The 26,747-nt window shown below is 37.3% G+C and carries 25 protein-coding genes; 15 read left to right on the top strand and 10 right to left on the bottom strand.

What is annotated here, in order from left to right; all coding sequences use genetic code 11:
• Nucleotides 1-51: 51 nt before the first annotated feature.
• Nucleotides 52-597, bottom strand: a complete 546-nt coding sequence (locus tag ACY2A0_RS01110) for an RNA polymerase sigma-70 factor (protein WP_461787798.1) — start codon at nt 595-597, stop codon at nt 52-54.
• Between the two features lie 124 nt (nt 598-721).
• Between ACY2A0_RS01110 and ACY2A0_RS01115 the strand changes: the two genes are divergently transcribed.
• Nucleotides 722-1,549 (top strand): CvfB family protein, encoded by an 828-nt coding sequence (locus tag ACY2A0_RS01115; RefSeq protein WP_461787799.1) that lies wholly within the window; start codon nt 722-724, stop codon nt 1,547-1,549.
• 412 nt (nt 1,550-1,961) lie between these two features.
• Here ACY2A0_RS01115 and ACY2A0_RS01120 read toward each other — a convergent pair whose 3' ends face one another.
• The 4 genes from ACY2A0_RS01120 to ACY2A0_RS01135 all read right to left on the bottom strand — a co-directional run bounded on the left by ACY2A0_RS01120 (nt 1,962) and on the right by ACY2A0_RS01135 (nt 5,249).
• Nucleotides 1,962-3,128 (bottom strand): O-succinylhomoserine sulfhydrylase, encoded by a 1,167-nt coding sequence (locus ACY2A0_RS01120; RefSeq protein ID WP_461787800.1) that lies wholly within the window; start codon nt 3,126-3,128, stop codon nt 1,962-1,964.
• Nucleotides 3,129-3,211: 83 nt separating this feature from the next.
• On the bottom strand, nt 3,212-3,631 hold the full coding sequence (locus ACY2A0_RS01125; protein ID WP_461787801.1) for an OsmC family protein: 420 nt from the start codon (nt 3,629-3,631) through the stop codon (nt 3,212-3,214).
• A 65-nt stretch (nt 3,632-3,696) separates the two neighbouring features.
• Nucleotides 3,697-4,500: a 4-(cytidine 5'-diphospho)-2-C-methyl-D-erythritol kinase gene (gene ispE / locus ACY2A0_RS01130; protein WP_461787802.1), complete on the bottom strand. Its 804-nt coding sequence runs from the start codon at nt 4,498-4,500 to the stop codon at nt 3,697-3,699.
• Nucleotides 4,501-4,658: 158 nt separating this feature from the next.
• The gene (locus ACY2A0_RS01135) at nt 4,659-5,249 is read right to left on the bottom strand and encodes a DUF1287 domain-containing protein (protein WP_461787803.1); all 591 of its coding nucleotides are present in this window, start codon (nt 5,247-5,249) and stop codon (nt 4,659-4,661) included.
• 158 nt (nt 5,250-5,407) lie between these two features.
• On the opposite strand from ACY2A0_RS01135, the gene ACY2A0_RS01140 reads away from it, so the two are divergent.
• The 6 genes from ACY2A0_RS01140 to ACY2A0_RS01165 all read left to right on the top strand — a co-directional run bounded on the left by ACY2A0_RS01140 (nt 5,408) and on the right by ACY2A0_RS01165 (nt 12,682).
• Entirely contained in the window at nt 5,408-6,202 is a 795-nt protein-coding gene (locus tag ACY2A0_RS01140; protein ID WP_461787804.1) for a thymidylate synthase, read from the top strand.
• 83 nt (nt 6,203-6,285) lie between these two features.
• On the top strand, nt 6,286-6,774 hold the full coding sequence (locus ACY2A0_RS01145) for a dihydrofolate reductase (RefSeq protein ID WP_461787805.1): 489 nt from the start codon (nt 6,286-6,288) through the stop codon (nt 6,772-6,774).
• Nucleotides 6,775-6,957: 183 nt separating this feature from the next.
• The gene (secDF, locus tag ACY2A0_RS01150) at nt 6,958-9,915 is read left to right on the top strand and encodes a protein translocase subunit SecDF (protein ID WP_461787806.1); all 2,958 of its coding nucleotides are present in this window, start codon (nt 6,958-6,960) and stop codon (nt 9,913-9,915) included.
• Between the two features lie 188 nt (nt 9,916-10,103).
• Complete coding sequence (locus tag ACY2A0_RS01155; protein ID WP_461787807.1) at nt 10,104-11,408, top strand: NAD(P)/FAD-dependent oxidoreductase; 1,305 nt, start codon at nt 10,104-10,106, stop codon at nt 11,406-11,408.
• Nucleotides 11,380-11,829: a methylglyoxal synthase gene (locus tag ACY2A0_RS01160; RefSeq protein ID WP_461787808.1), complete on the top strand. Its 450-nt coding sequence runs from the start codon at nt 11,380-11,382 to the stop codon at nt 11,827-11,829. Before ACY2A0_RS01155 ends, ACY2A0_RS01160 begins: the two co-directional genes overlap by 29 nt.
• Nucleotides 11,801-12,682 carry a hydroxymethylglutaryl-CoA lyase gene (locus ACY2A0_RS01165; RefSeq protein WP_461787809.1) on the top strand — a complete coding sequence of 294 codons (882 nt, stop codon included), beginning with the start codon at nt 11,801-11,803 and terminating at the stop codon, nt 12,680-12,682. The genes ACY2A0_RS01160 and ACY2A0_RS01165 overlap by 29 nt, the downstream gene beginning before the upstream one ends.
• On the opposite strand, the gene ACY2A0_RS01170 is transcribed toward ACY2A0_RS01165, so the two are convergent.
• Nucleotides 12,669-13,238 (bottom strand): Crp/Fnr family transcriptional regulator, encoded by a 570-nt coding sequence (locus ACY2A0_RS01170; protein WP_461787810.1) that lies wholly within the window; start codon nt 13,236-13,238, stop codon nt 12,669-12,671. The two genes, ACY2A0_RS01165 and ACY2A0_RS01170, sit on opposite strands and share 14 nt — an antisense overlap.
• A 70-nt stretch (nt 13,239-13,308) precedes the next feature.
• Here ACY2A0_RS01170 and ACY2A0_RS01175 point away from each other — a divergent pair, with 70 nt between their 5' ends.
• The 3 genes from ACY2A0_RS01175 (at nt 13,309) to ACY2A0_RS01185 (ending at nt 15,730) form a co-directional block, all read left to right on the top strand.
• Nucleotides 13,309-13,995 (top strand): HAD family hydrolase, encoded by a 687-nt coding sequence (locus ACY2A0_RS01175; protein ID WP_461787811.1) that lies wholly within the window; start codon nt 13,309-13,311, stop codon nt 13,993-13,995.
• Nucleotides 13,996-14,088: 93 nt separating this feature from the next.
• Nucleotides 14,089-14,709, top strand: a complete 621-nt coding sequence (locus ACY2A0_RS01180) for a CatA-like O-acetyltransferase (RefSeq protein ID WP_461787812.1) — start codon at nt 14,089-14,091, stop codon at nt 14,707-14,709.
• Between the two features lie 97 nt (nt 14,710-14,806).
• Nucleotides 14,807-15,730: an NAD(P)/FAD-dependent oxidoreductase gene (locus ACY2A0_RS01185; RefSeq protein WP_461787813.1), complete on the top strand. Its 924-nt coding sequence runs from the start codon at nt 14,807-14,809 to the stop codon at nt 15,728-15,730.
• A 26-nt stretch (nt 15,731-15,756) separates the two neighbouring features.
• Here the strand turns inward: ACY2A0_RS01185 and ACY2A0_RS01190 are convergent, their stop codons facing one another.
• The 3 genes from ACY2A0_RS01190 to fbaA all read right to left on the bottom strand — a co-directional run bounded on the left by ACY2A0_RS01190 (nt 15,757) and on the right by fbaA (nt 18,478).
• Complete coding sequence (locus ACY2A0_RS01190) at nt 15,757-16,239, bottom strand: low affinity iron permease family protein (RefSeq protein ID WP_461787814.1); 483 nt, start codon at nt 16,237-16,239, stop codon at nt 15,757-15,759.
• A gap of 64 nt (nt 16,240-16,303) precedes the next feature.
• Nucleotides 16,304-17,194 carry a glucosamine inositolphosphorylceramide transferase family protein gene (locus tag ACY2A0_RS01195; RefSeq protein ID WP_461787815.1) on the bottom strand — a complete coding sequence of 297 codons (891 nt, stop codon included), beginning with the start codon at nt 17,192-17,194 and terminating at the stop codon, nt 16,304-16,306.
• A gap of 204 nt (nt 17,195-17,398) precedes the next feature.
• Nucleotides 17,399-18,478, bottom strand: coding sequence for a class II fructose-bisphosphate aldolase (gene fbaA / locus ACY2A0_RS01200; protein WP_461791207.1), 1,080 nt, complete (start codon nt 18,476-18,478; stop codon nt 17,399-17,401).
• Nucleotides 18,479-19,267: 789 nt separating this feature from the next.
• Between fbaA and accD the strand changes: the two genes are divergently transcribed.
• The 4 genes from accD to ACY2A0_RS01220 all read left to right on the top strand — a co-directional run bounded on the left by accD (nt 19,268) and on the right by ACY2A0_RS01220 (nt 23,725).
• Nucleotides 19,268-20,113, top strand: coding sequence for an acetyl-CoA carboxylase, carboxyltransferase subunit beta (accD, locus tag ACY2A0_RS01205; protein WP_461787818.1), 846 nt, complete (start codon nt 19,268-19,270; stop codon nt 20,111-20,113).
• 317 nt (nt 20,114-20,430) lie between these two features.
• Entirely contained in the window at nt 20,431-21,621 is a 1,191-nt protein-coding gene (gene sucC, locus ACY2A0_RS01210) for an ADP-forming succinate--CoA ligase subunit beta (RefSeq protein ID WP_113639438.1), read from the top strand.
• Nucleotides 21,622-21,742: 121 nt separating this feature from the next.
• On the top strand, nt 21,743-22,381 hold the full coding sequence (locus tag ACY2A0_RS01215) for a class I SAM-dependent methyltransferase (protein WP_461787819.1): 639 nt from the start codon (nt 21,743-21,745) through the stop codon (nt 22,379-22,381).
• Nucleotides 22,382-22,765: 384 nt separating this feature from the next.
• Nucleotides 22,766-23,725, top strand: a complete 960-nt coding sequence (locus tag ACY2A0_RS01220; RefSeq protein WP_461787820.1) for a sensor histidine kinase — start codon at nt 22,766-22,768, stop codon at nt 23,723-23,725.
• On the opposite strand, the gene ACY2A0_RS01225 is transcribed toward ACY2A0_RS01220, so the two are convergent.
• Complete coding sequence (locus ACY2A0_RS01225) at nt 23,695-25,050, bottom strand: sensor histidine kinase (protein ID WP_461787821.1); 1,356 nt, start codon at nt 25,048-25,050, stop codon at nt 23,695-23,697. The genes ACY2A0_RS01220 and ACY2A0_RS01225 overlap by 31 nt on opposite strands.
• A gap of 134 nt (nt 25,051-25,184) precedes the next feature.
• Here ACY2A0_RS01225 and asnS point away from each other — a divergent pair, with 134 nt between their 5' ends.
• Nucleotides 25,185-26,621, top strand: a complete 1,437-nt coding sequence (asnS, locus tag ACY2A0_RS01230; protein WP_461787822.1) for an asparagine--tRNA ligase — start codon at nt 25,185-25,187, stop codon at nt 26,619-26,621.
• Nucleotides 26,622-26,747 lie beyond the last annotated feature (126 nt).

Here is a 26,747-nt window from a genome sequence, read left to right on the forward strand (position 1 = left end):
TCAAACAGAAAAAGGGGTGACGAGAAATTGGATTTTTTTTAAAAATTTATATTATTTCAATAAAAACATTAAAGTAATGGCAAAAAAATCAGGGTTCAATCTCGTTCTTAACAATTGTAAACCTCGTTTCTTTTGTGTTTTTACCGTATTGATGCTAATTCCTAAAACATCGGCAATTTCTTGATTTTTTAAGCCATCAAGATAGCCCATTTTAAATACCTGTTGGCAGCCTTTCGGCAAAGAAGATAAGATTTTATTGATTTCTGACAGCACTTCCGATTTGATCATTAAATTAAGTGCTACTGCTTCTTCAATCGGTTCTGTTTGTTGCAACTGTAAATACGCCTGCTCAATTTTTTCCCTTCTGAGCTTATTTAAACAGCCATTTTTAACGCTTTGATACAAAAATCCTTTAACCGAACCAACTTTTTGTTTCTCTTCTTCTTTAAGGTTCCAGTACATGATAAAAGTTTCCTGCACCACATCATTAGCAACTACAGCATCATTTAATAGCTGTGTCGCAAAATAACATAGTTTAGCATAATTGTCTTTAAACAACTGCTCAAATGTAACTTGGCCTTCTACTAATTTTATCAAGAAATTTTATCTTACAGCAGATTCAAATTCAAATTTAAAGTTAATCCGTCAGTAAAACAATAGGTTGTAATGCATAGCCACTTATTTTAATCTTTCTATCTTTGTGCATTATTAGCAAAATAAAATGATAGCAATAGGCAAATACAATCAATTACGGGTGGCAGCAAAAAATAGTCAGGGTTTAAGCTTAACTGATGGCACTACAGAAGTATTACTTCCAATTCAAGAGTTAAGCAATGATTTGGCTTTGGGAGATGAAGTGGATGCCTTTATTTACCTTAACAAAGACGGTAATACCATCGCAACTTTGAAAGAGGTGTTTGCTACGGCGGATGAGTTTGCTTATTTACAAGTAGTAGCTGTAAATGATGACGGTGCTTTTTTGGACATTGGTACAGACAAAGATATTTTCGTTCCAAAAAGAGAGCAAAAAAAACCAATGGAACTTGGAGAGAGTTATGTAGTATTTGTTTATTTAGATGAATTTTCCAACAAGCTTTTAGCGTCGTCAAAAGTAGATCAGTTTGTGGACCACCAAAACTTTGATTTTGAAGAAGGTGATGCTGTTGATTTATTAATTATAGACAAATCTGATTTAGGTTATAATGCCATCATCAACAATGAGTTTATTGGCTTACTTTATCATAATGAGGTTTTCTCAAATATTGAACCTGGACAAAGAACTACTGGTTGGATCAAAACAATTAGAGTTGACGGTAAAATAGATTTAACCTTGCAGCCATCGGGTTTTGGCCACATCTTAGAAACTAAAGATTACATTTTAGAAGAACTAAAAGTAGTTGGCGAAATCAACTTAGGTGATAAGAGCTCTCCTGATGAAATATATAACCGATTTCAAGTGAGCAAAAGCGCATTTAAAAAAGCCATTGGCGGCTTGTATAAAGAGCGTTTAATTACTCTTTCTGATTATCAGATTAAGTTGGTGAAATAGCAAACCGGTCATTGCACGTTGTTGCTGCGAGTATGAAACAATCTATTAACCTGAGTTCGATTATTATCTATTTGATTTACAATACTATAAATTATTTTCTAGCTAACTGACCCTGATCCCGAAGGTTCGGGACAGGGTGACGGCGAATTGGCGTTTCGTCATACTGTCCCGAATGTTCGCGATCATTATAAGTATTTAAAGCTAATTAGCAATCATTTAATAATCTAACTCGGGTTATTATGAAATTAGAAATAACTTAGATTGCTTCGAGCCTAGCAATGACGAGGCCTGCAAAATAAAAAGGAGCAAATTCTGATCCGCTCCTTTTTTTTTCACTTAATGCCAACTGTTAACTGAAAACTGTTAATCGAAAACTGAAAACTGTTAACTGAAAACTGCCTACTGAAAACCGTTAGCTGCCTAACGCCTGCTCAATATCTTTCAAAATATCATCAATATGTTCTAAACCAATTGACAAACGGATAGAACCCTGTTCAATACCTACAATATTTCGTTCTTCTTCGGTAAGTTTACTGTGTGTACTTGTAGCAGGATGTGTTGCGATAGATCTAGTATCGGCTAAATTCGCAGAAATAGAGAACATCTTCAAGCCATCCATAAATTTTCTTGCACCTTCTACCCCACCTTCAACTACAATCGTAACGATACCTCCACCTTGTTTCATTTGCTTTTTGGCAATTTCATGCTGTGGATGCGAAGCTAAAAATGGATACTTCACCAATTTAATTTTAGGATGTTTCTCTAAATATTCGGCCACTTTAAGGGCGTTTTCACAATGGCGATCCATACGTACAGCCAAAGTTTCCAAGCTCTTCGATAAAATCCAAGCATTAAAAGGAGAAAGTGCCGGACCGCTGTGGCGGGCAAAAGCAACCACTTCAGCAATTAATGCCTTGCTTCCTAAAATCATGCCTCCAAGTGCACGTCCTTGTCCATCAATGTATTTTGTAGCTGAATGGATAGAGATATCAGCACCTAACCTAATTGGTTGCTGCAAATAAGGTGTAGCAAAGCAATTATCTACCACCAGCAAAGCATTGTGTTTTTTTGCTAATCCGGCTAAAAACGCTAAGTCAATAATATCAATACCAGGATTTGACGGCGTTTCAACGAAAATGATCTTAGTGTTCGATTTTATTAACGCTTCCCAGTCCTGTGGCTTATCCAAATCTGCATAATCAAAGGTTACTCCCCACTTAGCAAATACATTGGTAAGCAATTGGTGAGTTGAGCCAAAAACTGAGCGACTAGAAACGATATGATCGCCATTTTTTAGAAAGGCCGCAAAAGTGGTAAAAATTGCAGCCATACCTGTTGCAGTAGCAAATCCATCTTCCGCACCTTCCAATAGTGCCATCTTCTCAATAAATTCCGAAGTATTTGGATTAGAATAACGGCTGTAGACATTGCCTTCCTTTTCGTTGGCAAATAAAGCACGCATCTCTTCCGCATCATCAAACTTATAACTAGAAGTTAAATAAATTGGTGCAGAGTGTTCTTTATGTAAACTCCTTTCGGTTTGAGTGCGTATAGCGATGGTTTCGAAATTATCAGACATTATATTGAAGTATCTAGATTTAAGTATTGATTATTAAGACAGTATAACGAGTACAAGTTTTTAATCTTGATACTCGATACTTATTACTTGTTACTAATAGTATATGTAAATTTTATAGTTGCTGATCTGCCCAAAATATTAGAAACAGAGCAGTATTTATCAAAAGTCATTTGTAAAGCACGTTCAACCTTCGCTACGCTTAAGTCGCCAAAAAGGTTGAATTGAATATCAATATTTTCGAAAATTGCTGGAGTTTCATCTTCTCTTCGTGTGGCTTTGATATTGATTTTGATGTCTTTTAAATCTTCCTTTTGCTTAGTAAGGATATTTACCATATCAATGCCGCTGCAACCGCCTAAGCCAACAAGAAGGGTTTCCATAGGTCTAAAACCCTTTCCGGTTCCGCCGATGGCAGGGTTGGCGTCTATTTCTACCGAAAAACCTCCACTATTTGTAGCTTCAAAATTAAATTTCCCGCTTTTGCGGATTAGGTTGATTTCCATATCTAGTATTGGGTATTGAGATGTGAGATGTGAGACCTTATGCCCTAAATCTCATGTCCAATACCTTATAAATTATAAAAAACTAAATTATCTTTTTCTAATTCCGGCAATTTCACCTCATTCTCAAAAATTCCAAAAACAGATGATCCGCTCCCACTCATCAGCGCAAATTTAGCTCCTGCTTGGTAAAGCTTTGTCTTTATTTGTTCAATTTGTGGATATTGTTGGAACACTGATGGCTCGAAATCATTGAAAATATGAGCTTGCCAATCTTGTAAGGGCAAATGTATCAAATCTTTTAAAGAAGTAGAAGGTTGCTTTACATTTACTTTGCTGTAAGCCTGTGCAGTAGAAACATGTACAGGCGGCTTAACCAACACCAAGTAATACGCCGATAAGTCAACGGATAGCTCTTCAAATTCATCGCCTTTGGCAAAAGCATAAGTAGGTTTGTTTTTCACAAAAAATGCGCAATCAGCACCAAGAGGCCTTACATAGGCTTCCATTTGTTCTGCGGATAAACCTAAATTGAATTTCTGATTAACGAGTTTGACCAAAAAAGCAGCGTCCGAACTTCCACCTCCTAAACCTGCACCAACTGGTATATTTTTAAGCAGTACAATTTGTTGGTTAGGCAAATCAAATTCTTTCTGTAGGATTTTAAATGCCTTGATACAGATATTATCACCAGCATCACCTGGAATATCAACACCTTTAATCAACATCGAAGTTTCCTCTGCATCTACCAACTCTACCACATCATTAATCCTGATGGGATAAAAAACAGTCTGCAAGTTGTGATAACCGTCAGCACGTTTTTCTGTAAGGAATAAGCCCAGATTTATTTTTGCATTTGCAAATGTTAACATCTTTTTGATTTTAGATTGTAGAAGTACGATTTTAGATTTAATTTAAACACAAAGACACAAAGAGCATTAAGTTTTGAATTTTTATGTCTATGGCAACGAAGATACGAAGAGCACCAAACTTTCAGACTTACAAATCTAAAATCGTGACTCGTAAATCACTATAACCTATAACTATAGTGCCCAATAATTTTCCAAGCGAATAAAATATCTTCAGCAACCTGCCCTCCTCCAATATTATGCACAAGAAGATAACGCTTGCCATCACTAGATTTTTTGTCAACCACCAAACCAATGTGCAACTGCCTGCCGTTTAAATCCCAACATACGATATCTCCCGGTTGGTAATCTGCTGCATTTTTAGTAATCGGTTTTACTTTGCCTTTGCGCTTAAAGAAAACCATTAAATTAGGTACCCGTCTGTGGTCTATGTTTTTATCTGTAGTTTTGCGTCCCCAGTTTTTTGGATACAAACCAAAATTAGCCTTCATATCTTCGTGTACTTCTTGCTGTAAATCGACACCTAATTTACGGTAAGCACGTATCACTACATCGGTGCAAACGCCAGTATTTGCAGGCACATCTCCTCCAGGATACTTCAATTTTACATAAGCTGGATCGTAAACTATAGCTGGGTTAACAATTGCAATACCTGCATCCGAAAGCTTTTGTGGCGTAACAGTTTGAGCAAAGCTTGCCGTGAAAAACAAACTACTTAAAACAACGAAACGTACTATTTTTCTGAACATCATGGTTTAGCAAATCTAGTTGATTTTGAAGATAAAATCTCGATTTTGATCATAGAATTCTAACAATCATCAACACTGTTGAAAAACATAAATACGAGGTTGATTTTTAATAGCTAGATTTGTGTTTCACTTTTTAAAAGCCCCTTTAGGGGTTTGGGGTTATGAAACAGTATTTAGATTTGATGCAACATGTGCTTGATAACGGCACACAAAAACACGATAGAACGGGAACGGGTACCATCAGCGTATTTGGTTATCAAATGCGTTTCAATTTGCAAGAGGGTTTCCCGATGGTGACCACTAAAAAACTGCATTTGAAATCTATCATCCATGAGTTGATCTGGTTTTTGCAGGGCGATACCAACATTAAGTACCTAAAAGATAACGGCGTTCGTATCTGGGATGAATGGGCCGATGAAAATGGAAATTTGGGACCTGTATACGGCTCGCAATGGCGCAGCTGGCCAACCCCAAATGGTGGCCATATTGACCAAATTACTCAAATCATCAACACCATTAAAAATAATCCGGATTCTAGGAGAATTATCGTGTCTGCTTGGAACGTAGCTGAAATTGAGAACATGGCACTCCCTCCATGTCATGCCTTTTTTCAGTTTTACGTAGCCGATGGCAAGTTAAGCTGCCAGCTGTACCAACGCAGTGCGGATATATTTTTAGGCGTACCTTTTAATATTGCTTCTTATGCTTTGTTAACGATGATGGTGGCACAGGTTTGTGGCTTAGAAGCTGGCGATTTCATTCACACTTTTGGCGACGCCCACATTTATAACAACCATTTAGAGCAGGTAAAATTACAGTTGAGCAGAGATCCTAAACCATTGCCAACCATGAAAATCAATCCTGAGGTGAAAGATATTTTCGATTTCAAATTTGAAGATTTCGAATTGTTAAACTACGAAGCGCATCCACATATTAAAGGGATAGTAGCGGTATAAATTATATCGTCATTGCGAGGCACGAAGCAATCTCTTGCGCTTTAAGATTGCTTCGTGCCTCGCAATGACGCAACTCTGAAAGAATGAACCAAACCACCATAGTTGTCGCCATAGCAGAAAATAACGCCATTGGCAAGGATAACCAGTTACTTTGGCACTTACCTGCCGATTTAAAGCATTTCAAAAATATTACTTCTGGGCATACCATCATCATGGGACGTAAAACTTACGATTCTATTGGAAAACCATTGCCAAACAGAAGAAACATCGTTATCACCAGACAAACAGACTTAAAATTGGATGGCGTGGAAGTGGTGAACTCTTTAGATCAAGCATTGGAATTGTGCCAAAACGAAGAACAGGCATTCATTATTGGTGGAGCTGAGATTTACAGGCAAGCTACCTCGCTTTGCGATAAAATTGAATTGACCCGTGTACACCAAGAATTTGACGCAGATGCTTTTTTCCCAGAATTGGACAACGAAACTTGGGTAGAAATATGGAAAGAAGATCATTTGCCCGACGAAAAAAACAAATTCGCTTATACTTTTTCAACTTTGGAGCGGCGCTAAGGTTGCCGCAAATACATGAGATGAACTATAGGCACTGCAATTAAAATCATTTGTGCCCCTGTGGCTTAATATAATTTCCACATCCCAATAAAATTACATTTAGCAGTTCTATTATTTAAAAAAATAATTAGATTTGCCGACTTGTTAAAAAACAGCTTATTATAAAATAGATTTAAACAAACAATGCAAGGTAAAGGTTTTATAAAATTTATGGCGATACTTTTGGGTATTGTCTGTCTGTATTCACTTTCTTTCAACATCATTACTTACAACGTAGAGAAAAAGGCTAAGGAATTTGCAAAAGGCGATGAAGCTAAAGAAAAAGCATACTTAGACTCGATGGCTACCGAAAAGGTATATCCTCTTTTGGGCCTTACCTATCAGCAAGTAAAAGGCAAAGAAATCAATTTAGGTCTTGACCTTAAAGGTGGTATGAACGTTACCATGGAAATTTCTTTGGCGGAGTTGACTAAATCATTAGCTAACAATACTTCTGACGAGAATTTCAATAAAGCCTTGTCAAATGCGCAAACGCAAATGAATGCAGGTGGAAAAGATTTCATCTCATTGTTTGTAAACGAATATGAAAAACTTGTTCCTAATGGAAAGTTGGCTGATTTCTTCGCTAATCAGGATAACTCGGCACAGTTAAAAGCAACTGCAAGCAACTCTGAAGTTAAATCTTATTTAAGCAAAGAGGCTACTAGCGCCATCGACAGATCTTTCATCATCTTACGTAGTCGTATTGATGGTTTTGGTGTTGTGAGTCCTAACATGCAGAAACAAGAAGGTTCTAACAGGATCTTCATCGAGATGCCAGGTATTCAGGATAAAGAACGTGTTCGTAAATTATTACAAGGTTCTGCTGAATTGCAATTTTGGCAAGTTTACCAATCTCAGGAAGTTTATCCTGTGTTGGATAACATCAATAAAACCCTTGCTTCAACTTTAAAAGATACTGTTGCTAAAGCGGCAGTGACTGATACAACTGCTAAAGGCGGTAAATTAGCTGGTTTAACAAAAGGTACTACAGCTAAACCTGCCGACACTTCTAAAGATGCAAAAGCTGCTGAGGCGCAAAAAAATAATCCTTTATTTGCTGTTTTAGGTTTACCAGTTGGCATGGATGCTAACGGACAACAACAGTTCATCCCTGGTCCGGTAGTTGGTTTTGCACAACAAAAAGATACGGCTAGAGTAAATGCTTACTTAGCTAAACCAGAAATCAAATCTTTAGTTCCTACTACCATGAGGTTCATGTGGGGATTAAAACCTAGAGCTGGTTCAAAAACTTTCGAACTTTATGCTATTAAAGTTACTTCATTGGATGGCCGCCCTGATTTAAGCGGTGATGCTGTAGCTAACGCTCGTGCAGGTTTCGATCAAAAGAACAATCCTGATGTGACCATGTTCATGACTAGTGAAGGTGCTGCAAAATGGAAAAAAATGACTGCTGAAGCGTCAGCAGATCCTAATAACAAAAAAGCAATTGCGATTGTATTAGATAACACGGTTTACTCAGCCCCTACTGTACAAAACGAAATTCCTAACGGTGTTTCTTCAATCACTGGTAGCTTCACTGCTGAAGACACTAAAGATTTAGCGAACGTATTGAAAGCTGGTAAATTACCTGCTCCTGCTAAAATCGTTTCGGATTTCGTTGTAGGTCCTTCATTGGGTCAACAAGCTATTGACAGCGGTTTGTTATCTTTCGTATTAGCGTTCGTAGTAATTCTTGCTTTCATGGCATTTTACTACAATAAAGCTGGTTGGGTGGCCAACATTGCTTTGTTGATCAACGTATTCTTTATCATGGGCGTTTTAGCTGCATTTGGTGCAGTATTAACACTTCCTGGTATCGCAGGTATCGTATTAACCATCGGTTTATCGGTTGACGCCAACATCCTAATTTTTGAACGTGTACGTGAAGAGTTAGCGTTAGGCAAATCAACTAACGTGGCAATCAGAGAAGGTTTCAAACATGCGATGTCTTCTATCTTAGACTCTAACATTACTGTATTCATCTTAGGTATTATACTATTCGTATTCGGTTCTGGACCAGTACAAGGTTTTGCTACTACCTTATGTGTGGGTATCGTTACTTCACTATTCGCAGCGGTATTAATTTCTCGTTTGATTTTCGAATCAATGATGGAGAAAAAATCGAATATCACTTTCGATAATAGCATGACTAGAAACGCATTCAAAAACTTAGCTTTCAACTTTGTTGGTCGCAGAAAGTTATATTATGTGATTTCAAGTGTAATTATCATCGCTGGTATCGGCATGTACTTTAAAAACGGCGGTTTACACTTAGGTGTTGACTTCAAGGGTGGTAGAACTTACATGGTGAAGTTCGACAAGCAAATGAACACTGAAGATGTTGCTAAAACCCTTTCAACCAATTTTGAAGGCGAAGAGGCTTTGGTAAAAACCATCGGAACTGATAACTCATTAAAAATCACTACACCTTACCATATCAATGATCAAGCGGCTGATGCTGATAAAGTAGTAGAATCTGCTTTACGTAAAGGCTTAGATGGGATGGGTGCAAAATATACCATTGAAAGTTCACAAAAAGTAACACCAACTATAGCAAGCGATATCATTACTAGCGCAGTTTACGCGGTATTGTTCTCTTGTTTAGTGATGTTTATTTACATCTTGGTACGTTTCAAAAAATGGCAATATGGTTTAGGTGCGGTAATCGCATTATTCCACGATGTGCTTTTAGTACTTTCTTTCTACACCATTTTAGATGGCGTGCTTCCTTTCCCTCTAGAGATTGGTCAAGATTTTATCGCGGCAATTTTAACGGTAATGGGTTACACCATGACGGAAACAGTAATCGTATTCGACCGTATCCGTGAGCGTTTAGCACACACTGGTAAAGATGATGCTTATGGCGAAGAACGCAACAAGTTAATCAACTTTGCATTGAACAGTACGTTAAGCCGTACCATCTTAACTTCATTATCGGTATTCTTCGTATTGATCGTGATCTTTATTTTCGGTGGCGATAGCATTCGTGGTTTCATCTTCGCATTACTAATTGGCCGTATCATTGGTACTTATTCATCATTATGTATCTCTACGCCAATCGTAATCGACTTATCAAACGACGATAAGGCTACTAAGTAGAACTTAAAAACCAAATTATAAATCAACAGGTCCCGGAGTTATTCGGGACCTTTGTTTTTTATACGCATTTATAAAACCAAACAGATTACAATTAAATAACGCAACTAAAACGAAACAACTAAATATCCAACAAAGCAATTCACTATATTTACCGCAAACCAAATGGGCCTTTACTTAGTTTATTTACTATGGAAAAGAGAAAGAAAATTGTAATTATTGGTGGCGGTTTTGGCGGCATTGAGCTGGCAAAAAAGCTGAAACATCAAAATGTTGACATTGTTATTCTTGACAAACATAATTACCACACTTTTCAGCCACTACTCTACCAAGTAGCAACAGGCGGATTAGAAGCTGACTCCATTGCTTTTCCTATCCGAAAGATTTTCAAAGGTCAAAAAAACCTTAAGTTTAGAGTAACGGAAGTGAAAAAAGTTATTCCCGAACTTAACCGTTTAGAAACTACTATTGGCGAATGCGAGTACGATTATCTGGTAATCGCTACCGGATCAACTAGTAACTTTTTTGGCCAAACGGAGATTTCTCAAAATGCCATGCCGATGAAATCTATTCCGGAGGCGCTTAACTTAAGGAGCTTAATTCTGCAAAACTTAGAAGCTGCCATTATTGCGAAAGATCCCGTTAAGGAAAACGAACTGTTAAACTTCGTTGTAGTTGGTGGCGGGCCAACCGGTGTAGAAACCGCTGGAGCCATTGCAGAATTGAAAAAGCATGTGCTTAAAAATGATTATCCAGAATTAGATTTAAATAAAGTAAATATCTATCTTATTGAAGGTTCACCAGAGCTACTTGGCGCCATGTCGGTACAGGCACAACAAAAATCAAAACAGTTTTTGGAAGAGCTTGGCGTAACCGTTTACACCGAAACCAGAGTACAAGGATATGATGGGCAAACACTTTCGTTGGTTGACGGCAGAAAAATTGGCTCAGCAACTGTAATTTGGAGTGCAGGTGTAAAAGGCGTTGTACTCGATGGCTTAAGCACCGAATCGGTAGTTCGCGGCAATAGATTAAAGGTGAACGAAATCAACTTGGTGGAAGGTTACCAAAACGTTTTTGCCATTGGCGATGTAGCGGCGATGATCACTCCAGAAACTCCAAATGGTCACCCCGGAGTTGCACCAGCGGCCATTCAGCAAGGCAAACATCTGGCAAAAAATATCATTAACCTCATTGAAAATAAACCAACCACAGCTTTTAAATATTTCGATAAAGGTGCTATGGCTACTGTTGGAAGAAACAGGGCGGTAGTTGATATCAATAAAATAAGATTTCAAGGAATATTTGCTTGGTTTACGTGGATGTTTGTACATTTAATGACTTTAGTAGGCTTCAGAAATAAATTAGTGGTTTTTGTAAATTGGGTTTGGAGCTACTTTAGTTACGACAGAGGTACACGTTTAATCATCAGAACCTTTAAACCTTATAAAGAATACAAGCGAATACATGACCCAGAAACAGCTTCAAGCGAATAAAACCATTGCCCTTGTGGCGCATGATCACAGGAAAGATGACTTAATTAAGTGGGCTACAATTAATCGAGAAGCACTGAGTTCTCACAACTTAGTAGCAACGGGAACCACTGGTAGACTTCTGGAAGAAAACTTACAGCTCCCAGTTAAAAAATTGTTGAGCGGCCCGCTTGGTGGCGACCAACAAATTGGTGCCTTGATAGCTCAGAGCGAAATTGATGTACTCATTTTCTTTTGGGATCCGATGGAAGCACAACCGCATGATCCTGATGTAAAGGCGCTATTGCGTGTTGGCATTGTTTGGAATATCCCTATGGCTTGCGACGTAGCTACTGCCGATTTCTTGATATCATCTCCTTACATGAAAGGCACTTATACCGCAGCGCTTACCGATTATGATGAATACAAAAACAGAAAAGTCTAACCCTGTCAAATTGATTGAATGCCCTCGTGACGCCATGCAGGGCTTGCATGATTTTGTGCCAACCGAGTTAAAGGTTGCCTACCTCAATCTGTTACTTCAAGTAGGTTTTGATACTTTGGATTTCGGAAGTTTTGTGTCACCGAAAGCGATACCTCAAATGAGAGATACAGAAGAGGTTTTAGCTCAGCTAGACTTGAGCAATAAAACTAAATTATTATCCATAGTAGCGAACTTAAAAGGGGTTGAAAATGCAGTTAAACATACAGAAATTAGCTACTTAGGATTTCCTTTTTCCATATCCGAAACCTTTCAAAAGCGCAATACCAATTCGAGTATCGCACAGTCATTGGTAACTGTTGAGCAAATGCTCGAAATTTGCGATAAGAATCAAAAGGAAGCCGTTATTTACCTTTCTATGGGTTTTGGTAATCCATACGGAGATGAGTGGAATACGGATATCATTTCCCACTGGACTGAAGAATTAGTTAAAAGAGGAACAAAAATTATAGCTGTTGCTGATACAGTTGGTGTATCCACTCCCGAAAAAATCAAAGCAATCCTCCCTCCCCTAGTCAACGAATTTCCAGACATTGAATTTGGTTTACACTTACACAGCACGCCACAGCAACGTTTAGAAAAAATCGCGGCAGCGTTTGAGGCAGGTTGTACTCGTATGGATAGTGCTTTAAGGGGTTACGGTGGTTGCCCCATGGCTGCAGATGATTTAACAGGCAACATTGCAACGGAAGATGTGATCGACTACCTCGCTACACAAGGCTTAACTCCTCACTTAAATATGGAGAAATGGCAGGAAGCGATGTTATTTTCAACGCATATTTTTAATGGAAGTTAATTCCTTTCAAAGCCCTGTTCAAACTTCTTAACGTAATGCCCAAATATGCAGCCATGTCTTCTTTACTGAGTTGTAGTTGCTGTTTTTCTCGTAGTTCCAATAGTTTCGCCAAACCATGTTCAACGGTATAAAGTTGCTGAAATGAAGCCCTGCTAGAGGTATTCACCATGCGTTCGGCCAACTCCTTCAACAGCAACCTATTTAGTCGCATATCTTTATCCATCAAATCGTTAAACAGTTTAATGGATATGCTATAAACTTCTAGCGTGGTCACCGCAGCTACATTGCATAAACATGGCATTTCTCTAATCGCTTCTATCTCGCCTAATATTTCACCATTTCCCAAAAATTCCAAGATATAATCTTTCCCATTTTCTTCGGAGAAAAAACATTTCGCTATGCCTTCCTTGATGATAAAAATTTGATGTATGCGTTCACCTTGTGTTAAAAGTTGGGTATCAGCGGCCAACTGCTGCACTTTGATATAAGACTTGTAGGTATCATTCTGATACAACTCTTCAATATAAGATAGAAACTCGTGGTTGGTTCTTAACATTGCCTTAGGACATTTGTCCTTTTATACTTCTAAAATTTAAGCCACTTTTGCAGCACCACAAAGATAAACGATGAAAAATCAAATCAAAACGATAGCATTTGATGCCGACGATACCCTTTGGAAAAACGAGGAATATTTTAGGGAGGCAGAACAGAAATTTAGCGAACTTATAGCTAATATAAGTGCTAACGATGTGACCCGACTGCTATTTGAAATTGAGATGAAAAACCTACCGATGTATGGTTACGGCATCAAAGGTTTCATGCTTTGTATGATAGAAACATTGCATCAACTTTATCCAGAAAACCTCAGTAGTAAGTTAATTGACGAAGCTTTTAAAATAGGTCATGAGCTGCTTCAAAAGCCAGTAATTTTGCTGGACGGCATTGAAGAAACGCTTTCGCACCTGTTCGGCAAATACCGATTGGTGATGGCCACCAAAGGTGATTTATTAGATCAGGAAAGGAAATTGGAAAAATCTGGATTGGCAAAGTATTTCCATCATATCGAAATCATGAGCGATAAAAAGCCAGCAAACTATCAGAAACTGATCAAACACTTGGATTGTAAACCTGAAAATTTCCTAATGGTTGGCAACTCGTTAAAATCAGATATTTTGCCTGTGCTTGCCATTAATGGCTTTGCCGTGGAAGTGCCTTACCATACCACCTGGCAACATGAAATACACGATGAACCTATTGACCATCCAAATTTTTATTCCGTAAACAGTATGGATCAAATCATCAATTTGTTATAAAAGTTACCGATTTCTGGATTACACGTTTAGATTCCTTGATATATCAAACATCACATTATCAGTCTGTACAGCTATAATTAACACCTAAGTAAAATGAAAAAAATCAATATAGATACCTGGAAGCGTAAAGATCATTTCCGTTTTTTTAGTCAGTTTGAAGAGCCCTTTTTTGGCGTTGTGGTAAACATTGATTGTACCACGGCTTACGCTAAAGCGAAAAAATTGGACCAATCATTTTTTTTGTATTACCTGTACAGAGCTATGAAGGCTGCTAACCAAATAGAGGAGTTTCGCTACCGAATTGAAGGAGAAGATATTGTTATTCACGATCAAATTAACGTTTCTACCACTATCAATAGAAAAGATGACACTTTTGGTTTTGCCTACTTTGATTACCATACTAACGAAGAAACCTTCATTGCTAATGCAAAAAAGGCCATAGAGGAAGTTCAACAAACAGAAGGCTTAAAACTTGCACAGCCTGGCTCCTGCGACATGCACTTTTCCGCTATTCCATGGGTTAATTTTACTTCCTTATCACACGCTCGTAGCTTCAGCTTTCCTGACAGCTCCCCTAAAATATCAGTTGGCAAAATGATAGAGAAAGATGGCACTCAGCAGTTTGCTGTTTCAATACATATCCATCACGGCCTTGCGGATGGTTTACATGTGGGTAAATTTGTTTCGTTATTTCAAGAACTAATGAACCAATAAATACTTTGTCAGCAATTTGAAATATTAATTGCAACATAATTGCAATAACAAAACTATGCTTAAATTCGTTTAGTTAATAACCGAAAAAGATATTGTTATGCAAAAAGAATACGATGTGATTATTATTGGAGGCAGTTATGCCGGACTTTCAGCCGCTTTATCCTTAGCTAGGGCGCTAAAAAACGTATTAGTTATTGATGGAGGGAAGCCTTGTAATTGGCAAACACCGCACTCTCACAATTTCCTTACACAGGATGGTCAAAGTCCGAAAGCTATTAGCGATTTAGCGAAATCACAAGTGTTAGCATATGAAAATGTGACATTGTTGGAGGATTTTGCCATTAGTGGACAACAAACTGCTAATGGATTTGAAATAATAACGGAAAACGACAAAGTATTTCATGCACAAAAATTGATTTTCGCCAATGGAATTAAAGATCAATTTCCAGATATCGTAGGTTTTAGCGAATGCTGGGGCATCAGCGTAATCCACTGCCCATATTGCCATGGCTACGAAGTACGCAATCAAAAAACAGGTTTGCTTGGCAATGGAGAAGATGCTTTTGAGTTTGCGAAATTGCTTTGGAACTGGACCAAAGAGCTCACTTTGTTTACTAACGGCAAATGTGCTTTAAACGAAGATCAAAAGCAGTCGCTAGCTGATAAGGAAATCCAAATTAATGAACAAGAAATCGTAGAAATTGTGCACGATAAAGGTAAAATAAAGCATTTAGTGTTTTCCGATGGCAGTACCGAAAAATTGAACGCCGTATATGCCAGGATCAAATTTGAGCAACACTGTGGCATTCCTCAACAATTGGGTTGTGAATTTACTGAAGCAGGATTAATCGCATCAGACCATTTTCAAAAAACTACTGTTGAGGGCGTTTACGCCTGCGGCGATAATACCAGTATGATGCGGTCGGTAGCCAATGCTGTATACAGTGGAAACATGGCAGGTGCAGCAGTAAGTAAAGAATTAATTGCTGCCGAAATCAAAAAAGAAGCACTACAAGATTAAGTGAGAGAGTTGGCTCAACTTATGTTTTAATCTTCTTTTTCGGCATCTTTCATTAACCTGTAAACGCCTTTTAACTTACGTTGATGATTTTCCTTAGCAACATCTATAGAGTGCGAACAGTGAATATCTGTTTCTTCGTCGGCCATTTTTGCAAGCAGCGCATAAAATTTGTGAAACTGATCCAACTCCTCCTCGGTTAAGTCTTCAATATCAACCATGCGGTTACTGGCCTTATCGTGTGACGCAATAAGCTCGTTTAATTTTAACTGAATAGCCTTGCTGTCTTTATTTTGAGATTTCTGTATCAAAAAAACCATCAAAAAGGTAATAATTGTTGTACCTGTATTAATCACCAGCTGCCATGTTTCCGAGTAATTAAACAGTGGCCCGGTAACCGCCCAAATCAATACAATCGTTACTGCGATAATAAAGGCCGGTGAGCTTCCGGTAAATTTAGTGGCAGCATTGGAGAAACGCTCAAAAAAGCCAACTTTTTTTCTTTCACTCATAATATTTTTTAATACAAATATTTAAAAATTATTTGTCAATAAATTAAAAAACTACCAAACATCATCAAAATCGGCGCCTTTTTACAAGTACATCAATAACCGTTAGTTCTTTCATTGTATTAATCGTATGTGTTGCTAGCAAACCTCGTTCCCAATTCGGAGGAAGGTGCTGGATCAGTTCTTCAACATATTCCTCTTCATTCAAAGTGACAATCTTATTGATTACCAATGCCCAGCCGTAACGCTTGCTACAATCCTGTGATGGTCTATACAAAACCCCATCTCTTTCAAAAATATTACCCGCTGGACGGGCGCTGCCTACGTCAACCAGTACAGGGTTTGCCGCATGAGCCATCCATTTATCAGAAAGAATATCATCGCAATAAAAAATATGAAGGTCTGCGTTTCTCTTTTCGCTCTCTTGCGATTCTATTAACGTAAACATCCAATACTTAGCGTTATGGTATATTATTGTCGTATCAGCGGCATTTACGTTATGCATTAAAGTACTTTGGTAGCTCCACTTAAATGGAAAATCTTCGCACCAATATAGTTCAATAGTTCTATTGCTCGTACTTTCTGGGATCATATAATATGAGCCTGCACACTCAAATATAAAAGGATAAGATAAGTGATATGACTGCTCTATAATCTTATGACTAACCTGTTTTTGACTATTTTGATCAAACTCAATCACGGCGATATACCCTTTTCCATCTCTGTATTCAAGCTCTTCGATAAAGAAATAAAGTTTATCCTCTTTTGCTACAACGAATGGATCTGCCCAAAATCTATCTCTAGGAGGAATGATTTTATGATAGCTTTTAAAATCAGTATCAATTACATTAGATACATTATCTACAAAGCGATATCTCAGTTGCCATTGTTCAATAAACACTAGCTCGTAGATATTTTTTTTTACGTTAGTTAAAATGCTTTTGAAGGCAGACAGCATCAATACAAATTCAATTTAATAAAACCCTGAGCGAAATGAGCAAAGCATTAAGCTATAAATTTCACAGTATGCCAATGCTTAGTTGCTTTTCACTTTCCTAAGATAAACTAAATTGGCAATAATAATAATGAACCAAATATAAACTCATAAAAAAAGCCGCCGCATTTTTAATGCAACGGCTCTAAAAAGATATAATATTATCGATTATAATTTATCGTTAACATTAATACAGTTCAAATCTTCAAAAGCCACTTTTAAACGAGCCACAAAAGCTTCTTCCGATTTACGTAACCAAACACGTGGATCGTAGAATTTCTTGTTAGGTTTGTCATCACCTTCTGGATTACCAATTTGGCCTTGTAAGTAAGCCTCATTCTTTTTGTAGTAACCTAAAATACCGTCCCAAAATGCCCACTGCAAATCGGTATCAATGTTCATTTTTATAGCACCGTAAGAAATAGCTTCTCTAATTTCTTCTTGAGAAGATCCTGAACCGCCGTGGAACACAAAATTGATTGGTTTTTCTGCAGTTAAGTTATATTTCTCTTTGATATAATCTTGAGAGTTTTTTAAGATAATTGGTTGTAATTTAACGTTACCTGGCTTGTACACACCATGTACGTTACCAAAAGCAGCCGCTACTGTAAACTGATTACTTACTTTGCTCAATTCTTCGTAAGCATAAGCTACTTCACTAGGTTGAGTATATAATTTCGAGCTATCTACATCGCTATTGTCTACGCCGTCTTCTTCTCCACCAGTTACGCCCAACTCAATTTCAATAGTCATACCTAGTTTGCTCATGCGCTCTAAATATTTTGCAGAAATCTCTAAGTTTTCCTCGATTGGTTCTTCAGAAAGGTCTAACATGTGCGACGAAAACAAAGGCTTTCCAGTTTCGGCGAAGAATTTTTCACCGTGATCCAACAAACCATCAATCCAAGGTAATAACTTTTTTGCAGCATGGTCCGTATGCAAAATTACTGCAACGCCGTAATGTTCAGCCAATAAGTGTACGTGTTTAGCTGCAGATACCGCACCTAAAACGCAAGCTTGTAAATTGTCGTTATTTAAGGTTTTACCAGCGTAAAACTGTGCGCCACCATTTGATAATTGAATAATTACTGGCGAATTTACCGCTTTTGCCGTTTCCATTACCGCATTAATCGTGTTGGTTCCTGTAACGTTTACTGCTGGAAGTGCAAATTGATGTTTTTTGGCCTGCTCAAACAATTCTTGTACTGCAGCACCATGGATTACGCCTTTGTAGCCTTTTAAACTCATTTTATATTTAGTTTTATTATGTTTCGAAGTTAGGAAAATTAATCTAACAACCGTTGATTAATCACAAATGTAATCAAAATTTACTTATTGTCAAAAGTACACTAAGACTGGTTGTTTGGTTCATTGGCCATTGGGCATTGGTTCATTGGTTTTTGATTGTTGATTATTGATTATTGATTGTTGATTGTTGACTAGAAAGCAATTTCAGTTTTCCAAACGTTCCTGTAGTCCCGCTTTTCGTTGCAATCTTTTTGTCAACGGCAATGCAAAACTTAAGAAGTTTTCAACCATACTGCTTCAAAAAGTATTTCCACTGCAATCGGGTTTTGAGCACTTCAACCTTTGCACAGCACTTACATTTTAAACCCGACATTAGCGGATACCGGCCATGTGGTTAAGGCCAAGCGTGGCCTTGGGCAGGCAGCGCAGTATGAGCGTTTGGCGGGGCTGTACTTTAATAGCAGCAATGCAACTGCTTTTCTAAAACGAATAACTAACTTCTAATAACTAATACCTGTCACCTGATATGTAAGACAGATCCCTCGGAACTCGGGATGACATAATGCATAAAACAAAAAATACTTCCACTGCATTGACAACTACATTTCTCGAACTAACAACTAACAACTAACCACTAACCACTAATACCTAACAACTGATCCCTAATACCTAACCACTAACTCCTAATACCTAACCACTAATACCTAATCCCTTACACCTATCCACTAAAAACACTTTGCGTTAATTATTTTTTTCGTTTCTTTGTAGTCGCATTTTTAAAAAATACACATGTCTTGGTTTAGAAGAGAGAAAAAAGGAATCAGCACTAGTACCGAAGAGAAGAAAGAGGCGCCAGATGGTTTATGGAACAAGTGTCCAAACTGTAAAAAAGCCCTTCACAGTGCCGACCTTCAAGAAAGCAAGTGGGTTTGTCAATACTGCAGCTACCACCTACGCGTAGGTTCAAAAGAATATTTCCACGTACTGTTTGATAATAATGAGTTTACGGAGCTTGATGCTAATTTAACTTCCGGCGATCCGCTTCATTTTATAGACAGCAAGCCTTACACTGACAGAATTATTGAAACCACCAAAAAAACAGGCCTTAAAGATGCCATCAGGGCTGCTTATGGTAAAATTGATGGTGAAGATATCGTGATTGCCTGTATGGACTTTAACTTTATCGGTGGTTCAATGGGATCTGTGGTAGGTGAAAAAATTGCCCGTTCTATTGATTACAGTCTGAAAAAGAAAGTTCCTTTTCTGATGATTTCAAAATCGGGTGGTGCACGTATGATGGAAGCAGCATTTTCGTTAATGCAGATGGCTAAAACATCGGCTAAACTAGCGCTGTTGAGCCAAGCTAAAATCCCATATATTTCTTTACTTACCGACCCAACAACTGGTGGTGTTACGGCATCATACGCGATGCTAGGCGACATCAACATTGCTGAACCTGGTGCACTAATTGGCTTTGCAGGACCAAGGGTAATTAAAGAAACCATAAAAAAAGATTTACCAAAGGGTTTCCAAACTTCAGAATTTGTATTGGAGCATGGTTTCCTTGATTTCATTGTTGACCGAAGGGAAATGAAAGAAAAATTGGCTACGTTCTTAAAGATGATGAAGAAGTAGACAGTGATCAATTGTTAATGATTAATGGTTAATTATTTAATTATTTATCGATAATATGAAAAAAGCAGGGTTGTGCAATAAATGCCAACCCTGTTTTTTTTTTAATGATCAGGTGAGGTGTTGTAATCCATAATTTGAATGGAAAAACACACCTAAACCAAGTGCTAAACCGCCAATAACAAGTTTTTATACTACACTTACATTTTAAATGAAATTACTATTGGCATAAAGCATTTGAAATTGTAGATTTGGGCAAATTTTTAATCAGATGAACCGTAAGCTCCATTTGACCAATAAAGAAAAAAAATCATAATCAAATGAATATCCACGAATACCAAGGTAAACAAATTCTAAAGAGTTTTGGCGTTGCTATCCAAGAAGGCATTGTTGCTGATACAGTTGACCAAGCTGTTGAGGCCGCTAAACAAATGAAAACTGATTTTAACTCTGATTGGGTTGTGATTAAAGCACAAATCCATGCTGGAGGTAGAGGAAAAGGTGGCGGTGTGAAGTTGGCCAAAAACTTAGATGAAGTTAAGCAAAGAGCTACGGATATTTTGGGAATGCAATTGATTACACCTCAAACCGGCCCAGAAGGTAAAAAAGTAAACAAAGTGTTAGTAGCACAAGATGTATACTATCCTGGTCCTTCTGAAACTAAGGAGTTTTACATGAGCGTACTTTTGGACCGTGCTGCTGGACGCAACATTATCATGTACAGCACTGAGGGTGGTATGGACATTGAAGAAGTAGCTGAACATACGCCACATTTGATTTTCAAAGAAGAAGTTGATCCTAAAGTTGGTCTTCAAGGTTTCCAAGCTCGTAAAGTTGCTTTTAACTTAGGCTTAAGCGGTGCTGCTCATAAAGAAATGGTGAAGTTTGTTACTGCTTTATATAAAGCTTATGATCAAACTGACTCATCGATGTTTGAAATCAACCCGGTTTTAAAAACTAGTGATGATAAAATTATTGCTGTTGATGCCAAAGTAAACTTAGACGAGAATGCTTTGTATCGTCATGCTGATTACGCTGCAATGCGTGATGTAACAGAGGAAGATCCAACTGAAGTTGAAGCTGGAAAAAGCAACCTTAACTATGTGAAGCTAGACGGTAACGTAGGCTGTATGGTTAATGGTGCTGGTTTAGCAATGGCTACAATGGATATCATCAAAATTGCTGGCGGTGAGCCTGCAAACTTCCTTGATGTTGGCGGCACTGCTAACGCAACTACTGTAAAAGCGGCGTTTAACATCATTTTGCAAGACCCTAACGTAAAAGCAATTTTAATTAACATTTTTGGTGGTATTGTACGTTGCGACAGAGTAGCGCAAGGTGTAATTGATGCTTACAAAGAAATTGGTGACATTAGAGTTCCAATTATTGTACGTTTACAAGGCACTAACGCTGAAGAAGCTAAAAAATTAATTGACGAATCAGGATTGAAAGTTTACTCAGCAATTTTATTGAAAGAAGCAGCTGATTTAGTAACTAAAGTATTGGCATAATCCAAAATTCATATTATTACAAAAACCAGCTGAAATCAGCTGGTTTTTTTTGCGACTTAGTTGCCATGATTAGCTAAAAAGAGCGGATATTAAAACCAATAGTTTTATGTAAATTTAATTCATGAGCCAGTACGAAGAAACATTTAATACTTGGAACAAGGTTGCGAAAATATATGAAGAAAAGTTCATGCACTTGGATTTGTATAACGAAACTTATGATACTTTCTGTAAAGCTCTAACTGGAAAGCATGCCAAAATTCTGGAGGTTGGCTGTGGCCCAGGCAATATTGCTAAGTATATACTTAATCAAAACGCAAACTTTGAAATCTTAGGGATAGATATTGCTCCAAACATGATTGAACTCGCTAAACAAAACAACCCTAACACAAGGTTTGAGGTAATGGATGCAAGAGCAATTGATCAATTGAAAACAAAATTTAACGGAGTTATCGCCGGCTTTTGCATCCCATACCTGTCCTTAAACGAAACTCAACACTTCATTTCAAACAGCCACCAACTGCTTGACGATGACGGTGTACTTTACATTTCTTTTGTAGAAGGAAAATATTCACGATCTGGTTTTAAAACAAATAGTTCTGGAGATAAAGTTTATTTCTATTATTACGAATTGGCAACTATAACCAATGAAATTGAAAAATTAGGCTTTAAGGCGGCGCAAATTTTAAAAGTCAACTTTAAAAGATCAGCTACAGAGATAGAAGAGCATACAATTATTATTACCAGAAAATCAAACCGCTAGTTCCAATTTTATTTAGTAATAAAAAAGCCAATCTAAAAATAGATCGGCTTATATAGGTTGTTTAGGTTTAGTTTAAATCTTTTTCTAAGTTCATTTGTTTTATGAAAAAGCTCTGGCCATCCAACCAGAGCTTTAATCAAACCAAATATAAATGTACTTTTTTGTATGAACACAACAAATATATAGCTAATATTTTAATTTTAAAATAAAAATTTAACTTTTTTTACATTTTTTATTTAAAAATTTAATTAAAAATCAAATAAAAACAAAATAAACCTAAAAATAGCAACTTTAAACTTATAAAAACATATAAATTCAAATTATTTCTACAAACAGGTTAAAAAAATAGAAAAAAACAGCATAAATTAATGATACAATACATAAATGAGTGAAATTAATATAGAAAAACAGATAGAAACTAAAATAAATACAATATTACAACCTATTTTAATAATTTTCGAAAATTCAAAGATCGATTTCAACTTTTATATTGCGGAAAACTTAATAACCTTTAAAAAATCCAAAAGTCATTTTCCTCCTATTGATAATGACCAATTAAATTTGAATGAATTATCATCGTTTAGTACGCCATTGACCAACAATAGCGAACAGAAACATTATGCAGCCGTAAAATTACCATCAGTGGATAGTGAAGAGACAGGATATTTCGCTATTGCTAAAAGCGACAATTCTGAGTTTTCGAAAAACGACCTGGCTTTATTAAATGCATTCGTTAGGTTAATTAACGAAACAATAGCTGATTTTGAACAACAGGCTAAACTCCTTAACATATTGAATGATTTTGTACATAAGTCGGTTCATGATTTAAAAAACCCTCTTACATCTATATCACTTACTTCGGAATTATTGAAAAGAAAAACGGATGATCCAGCTACGATTATGAAGTTTGCGGGGAAACTGGAAAATGCTAGTAAGCGATTATTTGATAATTTGGACCATTTAAAATCCGTATTCCCCGTAGATGATAAAAGCTTCAAACTTAATATTAGCCAGGTCGATTTAAATCAGTTGTTAAAAGAAGCAGCTGCAGCTCGCTTTTTAGAATTTGTTTGCACTAACGAACAAACACTCATTTATGCAGATGCAGGTCGACTGAGGCACGCTTTTGACTGCTTGATCACTTCAGCAGCTTCCAACAAGGGGCAATTGGTTGTTTTAGAGACAATAGATGATCAGCTCATTATTAAGCTACCGCACCATGACTTACATCGCCTGCAATTCACTAAATTTCTTATGGCTAAAACCCTGATCGGAATGCACAAAGGAACGATTAATATAATTGAAGATGCTTATTATATTTCCCTGCCTTTTGAAACACCATAAAGGTTGAACGAGACTACAAAAGTGCTCCCTTGGACCTTTGGATTGGATTCAAACCAAATCTTTCCATCTTGCAATTCGGTAAATTCTTTGCAGAGTAACAGACCTAGCCCTACTCCTTTTTCGTTATTAGTACCAAAAGTGGACAAGGCACGTAGTTTGAACAAACCCTCCTGTTCATGTTCCGGAACGCCAGTACCGTCATCCTTTACCTTGATAAAGCAATTCTCTTGATTATGTTCCATCGAAACGGAAACATTCCCCCCGTCGGGCGTAAATTTTATAGCATTATTAACTAAATTACGCACTACGATATGAAACATATTCAGATCAGCAGCAATAAATATATTATCAACTAAATCCAGATTTAAGCTGATGTTTTTCCTACTGGCGATATTTTTTTCCAAACTTAGGCCACGTTCAAGTTCTCTAGCTACATCGACAGCAACAATATCAACCCTAGCGCCATCCATTTGCGATTTAGACCAAGCTAAAACATTGGACAGCATCTCCGACGTGTCTTTGGTAGCCTGTAATAACTTTTGCTTAATTTGTTCATTTTCCGACTCGCTTAATTCGGTTTCCGCCAAAACCTCCAAATAACCCAAAATTGAGCTCAACGGAGATCTAATATCATGTGCGACAATAGAAAATAGCTTAGCTTTTTCGGAATTCAATTTCTCGAGCTCCTTATTTTGCTGCAAAATACGAAAGCTTTGGGCTTCAATTTCAGCATTTTTTTGATTGACAACGTTGCGCTCACGATCGTAATTGTTTCTTATAAAACTAATACTTAAACAAATTAGCAACGCAGCCACACCGTAAGTTACAGCAAAGTCAATTACCCTGGAAAGCTCATCAACATACGCCGTTTTTATAGCATCAGGTTCAAGGTATTCGAACGCAAGCACTCCAAAAACCGTTGTTATATTTAATACAATCCAGAACGCTAACTCTTTTTTAGGAACCACAACTATGGTAACCAGGAGTACCAAGCAAAAAAGCAATAAATTGGGGCCATGTATCCCTGAATTAAGGAAATAATTGACTAAAAAAGTAAAGTTTGCTGCGATGCCCAAGCTACGCGTAGCTAATTTTGTGCTTCGCCTAACACGTGAAATGTAATAGAGACAAGCGGCGAAAATAGTCCCGAAAGCACATACGATAGCCACATATTTTAGTCCGATGTAGTAGTTGAAAAAAATCTCGATGAAAAAAGCTACTACTGCGATAGAACAAAACGTATTGAATATTCTTTCTTCCAGCGAAAACTTTTTAGGATTACCGATAATGTGATTGGCACTTAGCCACGAACGTAAACTCGCCACCGTTATTTAGAATAAGATTAAGCAAACATAACGATATTCATCGGAAATTTAAGAAGTCAAATGAATTTTAGCTAATTGATAGGTAAAATGACTAGACAATTGCTTATTTTTGCCACTTTTATAATACACTAGATATGATTAAAAGACAACAAATTAAAGACTTATTAAGATCAACTGACTTCAACACCGAAGTTACTGTAATGGGCTGGGTAAAAACTTTCCGTAATAATCAGTTTATTGCTTTGAATGATGGATCATGCATGGGTAATATCCAAGTGGTTGTTGATTTTAATAATACCGCCGAAGATTTGTTGAAAAGAATAACTACAGGCGCTGCAATAAAAGCAGTAGGTACTTTGGTTGAATCGTTAGGAAAAGGACAAACTGTAGAAATAAAAGCCACTACAGTGGAAATTTTGGGGGATAGCGATCCAGAAAAATTTCCTCTACAACCTAAAAAACACAGTTTGGAGTTTTTGAGAGAGATTGCGCACTTGCGTTTTAGGACAAATACTTTTAACGCCGTGTTCAAGGTACGTCACGCATTAGCTTTCGCGATTCATCAGTTTTACAACGAACGTGGTTTTGTTTACATGCACACGCCCGTAATTACCGCAAGTGATGCCGAAGGTGCCGGAGAAATGTTTAGAGTAACTACTTTAGATTTCGATAATCCGCCTCGTACTGAAAACGGAGCAGTTGATTTTAAAGAAGATTTCTTCGGAAAATCAACCAACTTAACAGTTTCTGGACAGTTAGAAGGTGAACTTGCAGCCATGGCGTTTGGCCAGATTTACACTTTTGGACCAACTTTTAGAGCCGAAAACTCAAATACCACTCGTCACTTGGCGGAGTTTTGGATGATTGAGCCAGAAGTTGCTTTTGCAGATCTAGAAAATAACATGCAGCTAGCCGAAGACATGATGAAGTATGTGATCAGCTACGCAAAAGAAAACTGCAAAGAAGAACTGGAATTTTTGAACAGCCGATTGCTAGAGGAAGAAAAACAAAAACCGCAAAACGAGCGTAGCGAACTGAGCTTGCTAGAAAAACTTGATTTTTGTTTAGCTAACGATTTCCAGCGCTTAACTTATACTGAAGCAATAGACATTTTAAAAGCATCAAAACCTAATCAGAAAAAACAATTTAAGTACCTGATTGATAGCTGGGGTGCCGATCTACAGAGCGAACATGAGCGTTACTTGGTAGAGAAACACTTTAAACGTCCGGTAATTTTAACCGACTATCCAAAAGACATCAAATCGTTTTACATGCGCTTAAATGATGATGGAAAGACAGTAGCTGCCATGGATATTTTATTCCCAGGTATTGGCGAAATGATTGGCGGCTCGCAACGTGAGGAACGTATGGAGGTATTAAAACAGCGTATGGACGAGATGGGAGTACCTCAGGACGAACTTTGGTGGTATTTAGATACTCGCCGCTTTGGTTCGGCGCCGCATGCTGGTTTTGGTTTAGGTTTCGAACGTTTGGTACTGTTTGTAACAGGAATGACCAACATCCGCGACGTAATCGCTTTCCCTCGTTTTCCTAAAAGCGCTGAGTTTTAATGCTAAGCAGGTTACAAGTAATAAGAACAAGATTAAATAAATACCTAACTAAAAAGTCCCGAAATTTTCGGGACTTTTCTTTTTACTGTTAGTTTGCCTGATATTTTTCAGACAATATGATAATGG

The organism is Pedobacter sp., from assembly GCF_965249885.1.
Taxonomy (GTDB): Bacteria; Bacteroidota; Bacteroidia; order Sphingobacteriales; family Sphingobacteriaceae; genus Pedobacter.

What these genes read in the sequence shown, in the direction of transcription:
- ACY2A0_RS01115 (WP_461787799.1), top strand. Translation starts at nt 722, where the DNA reads ATGATAGCAATAGGCAAATACAATCAATTACGGGTGGCAGCAAAAAAT.
- ACY2A0_RS01120 (WP_461787800.1), bottom strand. Translation starts at nt 3,128, where the DNA reads ATGTCTGATAATTTCGAAACCATCGCTATACGCACTCAAACCGAAAGG.
- ACY2A0_RS01125 (WP_461787801.1), bottom strand. Translation starts at nt 3,631, where the DNA reads ATGGAAATCAACCTAATCCGCAAAAGCGGGAAATTTAATTTTGAAGCT.
- ispE (WP_461787802.1), bottom strand. Translation starts at nt 4,500, where the DNA reads ATGTTAACATTTGCAAATGCAAAAATAAATCTGGGCTTATTCCTTACA.
- ACY2A0_RS01135 (WP_461787803.1), bottom strand. Translation starts at nt 5,249, where the DNA reads ATGATGTTCAGAAAAATAGTACGTTTCGTTGTTTTAAGTAGTTTGTTT.
- ACY2A0_RS01140 (WP_461787804.1), top strand. Translation starts at nt 5,408, where the DNA reads ATGAAACAGTATTTAGATTTGATGCAACATGTGCTTGATAACGGCACA.
- ACY2A0_RS01145 (WP_461787805.1), top strand. Translation starts at nt 6,286, where the DNA reads ATGAACCAAACCACCATAGTTGTCGCCATAGCAGAAAATAACGCCATT.
- secDF (WP_461787806.1), top strand. Translation starts at nt 6,958, where the DNA reads ATGCAAGGTAAAGGTTTTATAAAATTTATGGCGATACTTTTGGGTATT.
- ACY2A0_RS01155 (WP_461787807.1), top strand. Translation starts at nt 10,104, where the DNA reads ATGGAAAAGAGAAAGAAAATTGTAATTATTGGTGGCGGTTTTGGCGGC.
- ACY2A0_RS01160 (WP_461787808.1), top strand. Translation starts at nt 11,380, where the DNA reads ATGACCCAGAAACAGCTTCAAGCGAATAAAACCATTGCCCTTGTGGCG.
- ACY2A0_RS01165 (WP_461787809.1), top strand. Translation starts at nt 11,801, where the DNA reads ATGATGAATACAAAAACAGAAAAGTCTAACCCTGTCAAATTGATTGAA.
- ACY2A0_RS01170 (WP_461787810.1), bottom strand. Translation starts at nt 13,238, where the DNA reads ATGTTAAGAACCAACCACGAGTTTCTATCTTATATTGAAGAGTTGTAT.
- ACY2A0_RS01175 (WP_461787811.1), top strand. Translation starts at nt 13,309, where the DNA reads ATGAAAAATCAAATCAAAACGATAGCATTTGATGCCGACGATACCCTT.
- ACY2A0_RS01180 (WP_461787812.1), top strand. Translation starts at nt 14,089, where the DNA reads ATGAAAAAAATCAATATAGATACCTGGAAGCGTAAAGATCATTTCCGT.
- ACY2A0_RS01185 (WP_461787813.1), top strand. Translation starts at nt 14,807, where the DNA reads ATGCAAAAAGAATACGATGTGATTATTATTGGAGGCAGTTATGCCGGA.
- ACY2A0_RS01190 (WP_461787814.1), bottom strand. Translation starts at nt 16,239, where the DNA reads ATGAGTGAAAGAAAAAAAGTTGGCTTTTTTGAGCGTTTCTCCAATGCT.
- ACY2A0_RS01195 (WP_461787815.1), bottom strand. Translation starts at nt 17,194, where the DNA reads ATGCTGTCTGCCTTCAAAAGCATTTTAACTAACGTAAAAAAAAATATC.
- fbaA (WP_461791207.1), bottom strand. Translation starts at nt 18,478, where the DNA reads ATGAGTTTAAAAGGCTACAAAGGCGTAATCCATGGTGCTGCAGTACAA.
- accD (WP_461787818.1), top strand. Translation starts at nt 19,268, where the DNA reads ATGTCTTGGTTTAGAAGAGAGAAAAAAGGAATCAGCACTAGTACCGAA.
- sucC (WP_113639438.1), top strand. Translation starts at nt 20,431, where the DNA reads ATGAATATCCACGAATACCAAGGTAAACAAATTCTAAAGAGTTTTGGC.
- ACY2A0_RS01215 (WP_461787819.1), top strand. Translation starts at nt 21,743, where the DNA reads ATGAGCCAGTACGAAGAAACATTTAATACTTGGAACAAGGTTGCGAAA.
- ACY2A0_RS01220 (WP_461787820.1), top strand. Translation starts at nt 22,766, where the DNA reads ATGAGTGAAATTAATATAGAAAAACAGATAGAAACTAAAATAAATACA.
- asnS (WP_461787822.1), top strand. Translation starts at nt 25,185, where the DNA reads ATGATTAAAAGACAACAAATTAAAGACTTATTAAGATCAACTGACTTC.